The following is a 2,485-nucleotide window of genomic DNA, read 5'->3' on the forward strand; positions in this document are numbered from 1 at the left end:
CGTCAGGGTGCGTCCCGCGGGGTGCCTGGCAAGGCACAACGACGAGGAATAGTCGCTCTATTCCGAGGAGTTGTAACGCAGCCAGGTGCCGCGCGGGGCGTGCCATGGCGGCCGTAGCGGCCTTCACCCAGCAGGTGACATTCAGAGCATTGCTGAAATCCCAATTGCCTCCAGCATTTGCATCCTCATCGAAGCGCTCGACTGCTCCTTCTAGGTTCAAGCGAGGCGCTTTGCCGATGTCGGTGCAAAGGCGGCCTCGAGCATCGGAGCGGGTGCCGGGGCCAGATGCGGGGGACAGGCATCCCGCGCGCACAAGCTCCCGAAGCGCTCGGCCGGCGGCAGGTAATCCTTTGGGTCTCGGTCGTAGGAGGAGACGGGCGCCGCCGTGGTGGCAATGCGGGTGCCGCTCTGTGTGCGGGACAGGTCCCAGCGCCCGAAGCGCAGCCGCACGCGCCCGGCCGTGAGGAGCTTGACGGCGAGGAACACCGGCGACCACGCCAGATTGGCAAGCGGGACCAAGCGATTGGTGAAATCGCGCGTGCGCGCCGCGGCCGCATGGAATACCACGTAGGCGGCGAGCAAGCGCTCGAAGGACGCGAAGCGGGACTCCTGCAGCTTGCGGGCGAGCGCCGACCAGTCCCCGCGCAGTACCCAAGGTAGGGCTTGGCCGCCTGCCATATCGTCCCCCAATAGCATGAAGCGGTCGATTTTCTCGGCACAGACCGGATTGTGGCCGACGCCGAAGACGATGGCGCCGCTGCCTAGATTCTGAATCCCCCGCACTTGGCAGGAGGTCATGCACACGGCGGCCTCGGCACGCTCCCGGCCGGGCCACCGGCCGTCCGGCAGCCCGAGAAAGAGCAGCAGTCCGCGCGTCACCCGATGACCGTAGGAGTGCAGCAGATCGCCGGTGCGCGCATCGGCCGCGTGGATGGCGTTGAAGCCGGCAAACTCATACGCCAGCGAGAAGAGCTTGCTGACATATTGCGACAGCAGGTTCTTGACCCAGGCATCGTCGCCGATCACCAGGGTGCGGCCCACATAAACACGGTCCCACAGCGGGCGGCGCTGCACCAGGCGCAGCAGCAGCGCGAACACCACGCCGGCGAACAAGAAATACGCCGTCTGCAAAATCACCAGCAGGAGCTTGCCGGCACTGGTCCCGGCATCGAAGACGGCCAAGCCGGTGGTCGAGGCCAGCAGCGCGTCCAGGCCGATCATGGGGTTCCAGCCGAGCCAGAGCATCGCGAACAGGTGCACCGCGGTGAACAGGAACACCAAGGCGGGCTCCGTGATCATGCGGGCCATGTAGCTGCCCTGCCGCCTCAACGCCTCGCGCTCGTCGGTCTTGATCTGCCAGCCCTCGGCCGTGCACCCCAACAAAGACGCCGCGCGGGGGATCGCCAGCTGCGCCAGGGCGTCGATCTGTGCAACGTCCTTCTGATCCGCCGCGAGGCCGAAGGGCCGCGCATGATCGCCGCGCTGGGCCAGCGCCAATCGCATCAGATGCAGCAGCAGCTCGGTGAGGGTGGCATGCATTGCAGCGGTGCTGACCGTTGCCGGCTCCGCCGTCCGCCAACCGGCACAGGTGTCGAGCACCCGCGCTTCCCAGGGTGCGCCGGCATGCACGCGCTGACCGACTGCGGCGCCCATCAGAGTATCCACTTCGCCGGTCATGACAAAAACCGGCCCGGCTTTGCCGAGTGCGTGCAGCGCCCGGACGAACTTGACCGCGTCCAGGGTATTGAAGGTCTGTCCGGAGTGGCTGAGCGCCAGGGTTACAGTGCCGGTGTCCAGCTCATGCTGATCGGGGTCCTCGCAAAACGCGACCGCGTCGACGGCCTGGACCCTGAGCTGCGGAAACACACGGGCCAGATCGCCGGCAAAGCGCTGCGCCAGAAAAAGGCTGTTCTCGACGCCAAGCAGCAGCAGGTCGATGCCATTCGGTTGCGGCAGTACGTCCCCGGGCTCAGCGCCGCCTCTGCTGGGCGCGTTTGTCAACAGCGCGGCTGCCAAGGCTGCGGCCGTGCGCCGATTGGGCGACTCAGGATCATCCCACGCGCGTCGTATGCGCCCGAGCGCGCCCGGGATATCGGTCATTTCCGTCAGCACCCGGTCCTCTCGGCGTCGCAGCTCGGAAACCCCGGCGGCCGCGCTGATATAGGGGTTGTCCCGGAGCGAGATCCAGCGTGGTGCGCCGGCCGGCAGCGCATCGCGGGCGCCGCGGCCGGCGGCGCCTAGGCGCTCGGGGCCGATCCGCTCCACCACCGGTGCATCGTCCCGATAGCGATTGTGCAGGGTGACCGTGTTCTCGGCCGTGCCCTCATGCACCTGAAGCAGCGCAACGTCCCCGTCGCCCAGGCCACACCGGACGGGTACCGGCAACCCGCGTCCGCCGGCACCCCGGTCGCCCACCCACTTCAGCGCCGCGGCCCCGGAGGCAGCACCCCGCAGCACGCGCTCCGGCACGGCCACCGCCGATGGG

At 68.0% G+C, this 2,485-nt stretch carries 1 protein-coding gene; it reads right to left on the bottom strand.

Going from position 1 to position 2,485, the window contains the following annotated elements; all coding sequences use genetic code 11:
* Positions 1 to 216: 216 nt before the first annotated feature.
* On the bottom strand, positions 217 to 2,485 hold a 2,269-nt coding region (locus I6U14_RS10360), incomplete at its 5' end, for a hypothetical protein (RefSeq protein ID WP_296899081.1).

Origin of the sequence: Thiohalocapsa sp. (genome assembly GCF_019695415.1) — a bacterium.
Taxonomy (GTDB): Bacteria; Pseudomonadota; Gammaproteobacteria; order Chromatiales; family Chromatiaceae; genus Thiohalocapsa.